The 6,500-nt window shown below is 45.6% G+C and carries 9 protein-coding genes; all 9 read left to right on the top strand.

Annotated elements, in window-relative coordinates:
• Nucleotides 1–1,042, top strand: a 1,042-nt coding sequence (gene icd / locus V3S16_RS04365) for an NADP-dependent isocitrate dehydrogenase (RefSeq protein ID WP_413883456.1), incomplete at its 5' end; no start/stop codon positions are given.
• Nucleotides 1,039–1,884: a ComF family protein gene (locus V3S16_RS04360; protein ID WP_413883455.1), complete on the top strand. Its 846-nt coding sequence runs from the start codon at nucleotides 1,039–1,041 to the stop codon at nucleotides 1,882–1,884. The genes icd and V3S16_RS04360, both read left to right, overlap by 4 nt.
• Nucleotides 1,885–1,904: 20 nt before the next feature.
• Nucleotides 1,905–2,384 carry a D-glycero-beta-D-manno-heptose 1-phosphate adenylyltransferase gene (gene rfaE2, locus V3S16_RS04355; protein ID WP_413883454.1) on the top strand — a complete coding sequence of 160 codons (480 nt, stop codon included), beginning with the start codon at nucleotides 1,905–1,907 and terminating at the stop codon, nucleotides 2,382–2,384.
• Nucleotides 2,385–2,597: 213 nt separating this feature from the next.
• Nucleotides 2,598–3,440 (top strand): peptidoglycan editing factor PgeF, encoded by an 843-nt coding sequence (pgeF, locus tag V3S16_RS04350; RefSeq protein ID WP_413883453.1) that lies wholly within the window; start codon nucleotides 2,598–2,600, stop codon nucleotides 3,438–3,440.
• A gap of 185 nt (nucleotides 3,441–3,625) precedes the next feature.
• Entirely contained in the window at nucleotides 3,626–4,426 is an 801-nt protein-coding gene (locus tag V3S16_RS04345) for a dihydroorotate dehydrogenase electron transfer subunit (RefSeq protein ID WP_413883452.1), read from the top strand.
• An 83-nt stretch (nucleotides 4,427–4,509) separates the two neighbouring features.
• Nucleotides 4,510–4,731, top strand: a complete 222-nt coding sequence (locus V3S16_RS04340; RefSeq protein WP_413883451.1) for an AtpZ/AtpI family protein — start codon at nucleotides 4,510–4,512, stop codon at nucleotides 4,729–4,731.
• Nucleotides 4,732–4,746: 15 nt separating this feature from the next.
• Nucleotides 4,747–5,133, top strand: coding sequence for an ATP synthase subunit I (locus V3S16_RS04335; protein WP_413883450.1), 387 nt, complete (start codon nucleotides 4,747–4,749; stop codon nucleotides 5,131–5,133).
• A 1-nt stretch (nucleotide 5,134) separates the two neighbouring features.
• Complete coding sequence (gene atpB, locus V3S16_RS04330) at nucleotides 5,135–5,824, top strand: F0F1 ATP synthase subunit A (protein WP_413883449.1); 690 nt, start codon at nucleotides 5,135–5,137, stop codon at nucleotides 5,822–5,824.
• Nucleotides 5,825–5,961: 137 nt separating this feature from the next.
• Complete coding sequence (gene atpE, locus V3S16_RS04325; RefSeq protein ID WP_413883448.1) at nucleotides 5,962–6,246, top strand: ATP synthase F0 subunit C; 285 nt, start codon at nucleotides 5,962–5,964, stop codon at nucleotides 6,244–6,246.
• Nucleotides 6,247–6,500 lie beyond the last annotated feature (254 nt).

Raw genomic sequence — 6,500 nt, 5'->3', positions numbered from 1 at the left:
GGCCGGTGAAAAGGCTTATCAACAAACCGGCAACTGGCTGCCTGATGAGACCCTGGAGACAATCAGGGCCCACGTGGTCGCCATTAAAGGCCCTTTGACAACTCCCGTTGGAAAAGGGATCAGAAGTTTGAACGTGACCATTCGCCAGATGTTGGATCTGTATGCCTGCGTGCGTCCTGTCAAGTACATTGACCCTGTTCCCAGTCCCATGAAGAGACCGGAAAAGGTTAATATGGTTGTATTTCGTGAGAACACGGAAGATGTGTATGCCGGCATTGAATGGCAATCCGGCAGTGAGGCTGCAGCCAGGGTTATATCGTTTCTAAAAGATGAAATGGGGATTTCGATTCCATCTGATTCCGGTATCGGTATAAAACCCATAAGTGAAAAAAATACCAAACGACTGGTGGCCAGAGCCATTTCTTATGCTCTTGAAAACAATCTTGAAAGCGTAACCCTGATGCACAAAGGCAACATCATGAAATTTACGGAAGGTGCATTCAATCAATGGGGCTACGAAATCGCCGGAGAGAGGTTTGGAGACCGGACCATCACTGAAGATGAACTTTTTGGAACATACAATGGTAAGCGGCCGGAGGGCAAAGTAGTCATCAAAGACCGCATTGCCGATATGCTGTTTCAGCAAGTACTGCTGCGACCGGATGAATACCAGGTTATTGCTACGCCCAATTTGAATGGAGACTACCTTTCAGATGCACTTGCCGCTCAGGTGGGCGGCCTTGGAATGGCGCCGGGTGCTAATATAGGCGACAAGTGTGCAGTTTTTGAAGCTACCCACGGTACGGCGCCCAAATATGCCGGCCAGGATAAGGTGAATCCGTGTTCTTTGATCCTCTCGGCGGCGATGATGCTTGATTACATGGGATGGAAAGAAGCGTCACTTTTAACCAGCAGAGCCTTGCAGGCAACCATTCAGGACGGTACGGTTACATATGATCTGGCCCGTCAGATAACAGGAGCCACGGAGGTAAAATGTTCGGAGTTTGCCATGCGGATGATAGATAAGATGGAGAAGCTTTGAGGCTGCCACCGGAAACTCGTAATATATTGAGCCGGCTTACCGGAGTTATTAAAGATGTGCTTTTCCCGGCACAATGCCTGGTGTGCGGAGCTTTTTTCCATCATGATCTTCAGAATAAATCCTGTCTGTCTGCAGAAGTCCTGCAGGCTGGAACTGCTCCTGATTTTGAGAAGGTGATGGCACCTTTTTTATGCAGGGTATGTTCAAAAGATTTTGTTGCCGCAGTATCTCCGATGTGCACTGTGTGTGGGATCATGTTTCAAAGCCGTGAAGGGGAGGACCATATTTGCGGTGAGTGCTTGACGTCCCCAAAACTATTTGGCATGGCTCGATCATTAGGTGCTTATGAAAGGGCGCTTATGGCGGTGATCCACCGAATGAAATATGCCGGCAAGGTTCAGGTGGCAAGGCCCCTTGGAAAGCTTCTTTTTTTTGCTTTTATCCGTTATTGGGGGATAAGCCGTATCGATCTTGTCATACCTGTTCCGCTGCATGCAAGCAAGATAAGGAAGCGGGGTTTCAACCAGTCATTCCTGCTTGTACGGGGTTGGGCGTCCATGGCGGAAGCTTTAAAAATTGAATTGCCGTTTATCAAGGTTGACGGGCGTATCTTTATCAGAAAAAGATGGACTGAGCCACAGACCGGTTTAGATAAAAAGAAACGGTTGAAAAATATCAAAAATGCTTTTGGCGTCAGTGAATCCGCTAAAATGGAAGGAAAGAGAATACTGCTTGTGGATGATGTCTACACCACCGGGGCAACGGTGAATGAATGCGCAAAGGTGTTGTTGGGAGCCGGGGCCAGGCGTGTTGATGTGCTGACACTGGCACAAGCTTTATAAATGATTACTTTCGGTGATGTATGGTAAAGAAAATCTTGGAAATAGAAGAGCTTGTTCAAAAAGCCAACACACTGCGCCGGTCTGGAAAATGTCTTGTGTTTACCAATGGCTGCTTTGATATTTTGCATGTGGGGCATATCCGCTATCTGGCGGCTGCCAGGTCCAAAGGCGATGTTTTGGTGGTGGGATTGAATTCCGATGAATCTGTAAAAATTATCAAGGACGAACAACGGCCGATCATGAACCAGGAACAGCGGGCAGAGATCCTGGCCGGCCTGTGGTGTGTGGATTATATAACAATTTTTAATGAGCCCGATCCGTTAAAACTGATCAAGGTCATAATGCCTGATGTACTGGTAAAAGGGGCCGACTGGAGAGAACCAGATATCATTGGGGCTGATGTTGTTAAAGCAAAAGGAGGAAAAGTGGTTAGGGTTTCGGTAGTTCCCGATATTTCAACGTCCCGGATTATAGAACGGATTGTTAAAAAATATCGATAAGAGGCAGTTGCAAAACGTTCCCTTTTGCTCTCCGAGGCGTAGGCTCGCCTCTACGAACCGGAGGCCCAATTTCGGTGTCAGACTCATCCCGCGGAAGCGAGATTCGAAATACTCAAAGTATTCCTGTATAAGATCCCGCCAGCAAGCTTGCGGGAGTTTCATAAAATCGTAACACGATTTTATTGAGAAGTTACATTTCTTGGAGCTATTGGTGTGATTGTAAAGCAAACAGATGGTGTTTCGTTTTTCCAATTTCCAAAGCTTACTGGGCTTGCCGATGTCCGTCATGGTGTCTTTACAAGGAATGCCGGAGAAAGCCAAGGGGCATACCGGAGTTTGAATGTAAGTTTCGGTGTGGGGGATGATAGCCGTAATGTTAAACAAAACCGGAAAATTATTTCACGATGTATAGGGGGAGACGACCTTGTTTTCATCAATCAGGTTCACGGGACCCGAGTTCTGACTTTTAAAAATGAGAGTGAAGTCGGTATGGCGGTTGCGGTAGATGATTTTTCTGAAAATTCACATGCATACATTAAGAATGGAAAGAATGGCGTCTATGCATCTGGTTCCAGTGATAAACTTGTTGGCGATGCTATGGTGTCGAATATTCGCGGGAAATTTCTGGCGGTGCAAGTGGCCGATTGCCAATCCGTGCTTATGTATGAGCCTGTTCGGCAAGTGATTGCCAATGTTCACGCCGGGTGGCGCGGCAGCATTAAGAATATAGTCGGCCGTACAATAAAGACCATGGAACGAAAATTCGGCTGTTGTTCCCGTAATATTGTGGCAGGCATCAGCCCGTCGCTTGGACCGTGCTGTGCGCAGTTCGTTAACTATCAAAAAGAAATCCCTGCAATGTACTGGAAGCACAAGGACGATAGAGATCATTTTGATTTCTGGTCCATAAGCCGTGACCAGCTTTGCGATGCAGGCGTCTTGATTGAAAACATAGATGTAAGTCAGGTTTGTACAAAGTGTGATACCGGCAATTTTTTTTCCTATCGCGGAGAAAAAAACACCGGAAGATTTGCATCCGTTATTGGGCTAGCATGATATTAATAAATTTAAGCAATGTGTAGTTTCCTATTCATAAATGAGGGATTTTTTCGATGAGCAAGGCCGCACAAGGGTTTTCGCCCGAGGCGTACGTAAGTACGTTGAGGGCGGAAACCCGCGGAGAACGCCGCTCATCGGAAAAATAACCATTTATGGATGGAAACTAAATAGGTAACAAGCAAATGTTTCAGGAAAATGTTCAGATTCTGTGGAATAAAAAGGTAGGACCTTCATATTACCGCATTGGTTTAACCTGTCACCAAGGCTATGGCATGGCCAAACCAGGGCAGTTTATCATGCTGCGTCTTCCCGAAAAGACTGCTCCATTCCTGCGACGCCCTTTTTCTATCCACAGGATTATAACCACCGATGGCCGCGCAACGGGCATTGAACTGCTTTACAAGGTGGTCGGAGACGGAACTGAAAAACTTTCAAGGTGCAGGCCAGGTGATCGTGCAGATATTCTGGGTCCGTTAGGCCATGGCTTCTCTGTTTCTGATCATTATCAACGCATCGCTATTGTCGCCGGCGGCATCGGGGCTGCTCCCATGCTTTTTTTGGCTCTATCCTTGCAAGCAAAGGGTGTTGATCTTTCGAAATGTGCTGTTTTTCTGGGTGGGAACTCAAGGGATGATTTGTTGTGTAGGGATGATTTCAACCGCTTGGGAATTCGGATACATATTACTACAGACGATGGCAGTGCAGGAGACCAGTGTTTTGTTACCCACCCGCTGGAGATGGCGTTGGAGAAGAACCGGGCGGATATTATTTGCGCCTGCGGTCCAATGGAGATGCTTAAATGTGTTGTCGGGATAGCTGAAAAACACAGCATACCATGCCAGATATCCATAGAAACAATCATGGCTTGCGGCATGGGGGCTTGCCTTGGGTGTGTGGTTGAAAAAAAAGACGATGCATCCATATATATGCATGCCTGTATGGATGGGCCTGTTTTTGATGCCGACACCCTAAAATTTAATTGACTTGCACAAAATCATGTGTTACTGCCTCTACTTTCAAACGGTCCATTTGGGCCTTTTCCTTGTCCTAAAAGGCGTTCTTTTGCATGAAAAAAGAGAGCTTGCGCACTCTCAAGGATCTGGCATATTACAGTAGTCTTGGATTGTCGGTGGTCCTTTCAATCTTTATCGGGCTGGCTGTAGGTATATACCTTGACCGTAGCGTATTTAATACAACCCCATGGCTTACGTTGATTTTTCTTGGGCTTGGGATTGCAGCAGGATATAGAAATATTGGACTTGCAATAAAAAAAAGCAGAAAACTCTGACAGGAAAGATATACTTTGGAGATTCAGCAGCGCATCTTGAAATTCGTTACCCGTGCAAATTGGATTTTGTTATTTGCAGCAAGTATCCTCGGGTTCGCCTTATTACCGCCTGATGTTGCGCAGGGGATTTTATTTGGGGGCCTGATCGTCACCATCAATTTCCACTTGCTGTCCCGCACCCTGAAAACGGCCCTCACTCCTCCTCATCTTTCCTCGTTGAGCGCTGTTTTAGCTAAATATTATCTTCGCTTTATTGTTAGCGGTTTCATTATATTTGTGCTTATATCCGGTCACTATGTTAATCCATTAGGTCTGTTTATCGGTCTTTCGGTTGTGGTTGTTAGTATAACCATAGCAAGCATGTGCGAGTTAAAGCATCACATTTTCAAGGAGGCAACTTAAGGTGGAACAGCCCTATCTTATTTTTGTAAAGCTGTTTGAAGCGATCGGCCTTGGAAATTTTGCGCAGGCCTATCCCCATGTCATTTATTCTTGGGTGGTCATGATCATACTTATTGCTCTCAGTGTTGTCGCCGCCAAGAGCGTGACACTGATTCCTTCAAAAGCACAGAATGTATTTGAAATTCTCATTTCCGGAATGGAAGAATTCATGATTGAAATCACCGGGGAAGAGGGCCGGTGGCTCTTTCCCCTCATCGCTACGGTATTTATTTATATTTTTGTAGCCAATTTGATCGGACTTGTACCAGGATTTATGCCGCCGACTGCCAGCCTGAGCACAACCTTATCATGTGCGCTGGTGGTGGTTATTTTTACCCATGTTATCGGTATTAAATATCACGGTGCGGCCTATATAAAACATTTTCTGGGGCCGGTATGGTGGATGACCCCCATTATATTTCCTATAGAGATCATCGGTCATGTGGCACGGGTTTTGTCACTGACATTTCGGTTGTTTGGCAACATGATGGGTCATGAACTGGTGTTAATGATTCTTTTCGGTCTGGCCGGTGCCTTTTTTGCTCCGCTGCCCATCATGGCCCTGGGTATTTTTGTTGCGCTGGTGCAGGCTTTTGTTTTCTTTTTGCTTTCAATCATGTACTTTGCCGGTGCCATGGAACATGCGCACTAATTAAACGGTTATGAATTCGTAAAAAGTAAAAAACGACTTTTTACGAATTCATAGTATATAAGAAAATAAGCTATTATTTGTTTGTTATTAATGGGAGGAAAGGGAGAAGCCAAATATTAATCTAAAAGGAGTAGAGTATGGAAGCACAAGCATTACAGTTCTTCATCGCTAGCGTGACTGCGGCTGGTTTCGGGATTGCAATTGCCGCTTTTGGTTGTGGTATTGCACAGGGGCTTGGTCTGAAGGCCGCCGTCGAAGGTATTGCCAGGAATCCCGAGTCTTCAGGTAAAGTAACGGTTACCATGCTGATCGGTCTGGCGATGATCGAATCGCTGTGTATTTACACGCTGGTTGTTGCTCTGATTCTTATCTATGCACATCCACAGGCAGAGGCGATTGCCAAATTGTTTGGCGCCGGTTAATAACAGTAAATCTATAAGTAAACAAAAACAGGGCTGTGCCCGTAAAAGGGCGCGGCCCTGCTTTTTTTTGATCTTGAAAACTTGGTCTTATGGGCCAGGTCAGAGATACCCGGCTCTGCCTTGGAGTTTTGTGTCTAAAATCACAAATTCCAAGCACCAAACATTAAATAAATAACAAATCACAAGCACCAAATTTCAAATAAATCACAAATTCCAAGTCTCAAATTCCAAACAAGGGCTAAAACTATTTTTTT

Source organism: Candidatus Desulfatibia sp. (genome assembly GCF_036446775.1).
Taxonomy (GTDB): Bacteria; Desulfobacterota; Desulfobacteria; order Desulfobacterales; family UBA11574; genus Desulfatibia_A.
This window is presented reverse-complemented; position numbering and strand designations above follow the sequence as displayed.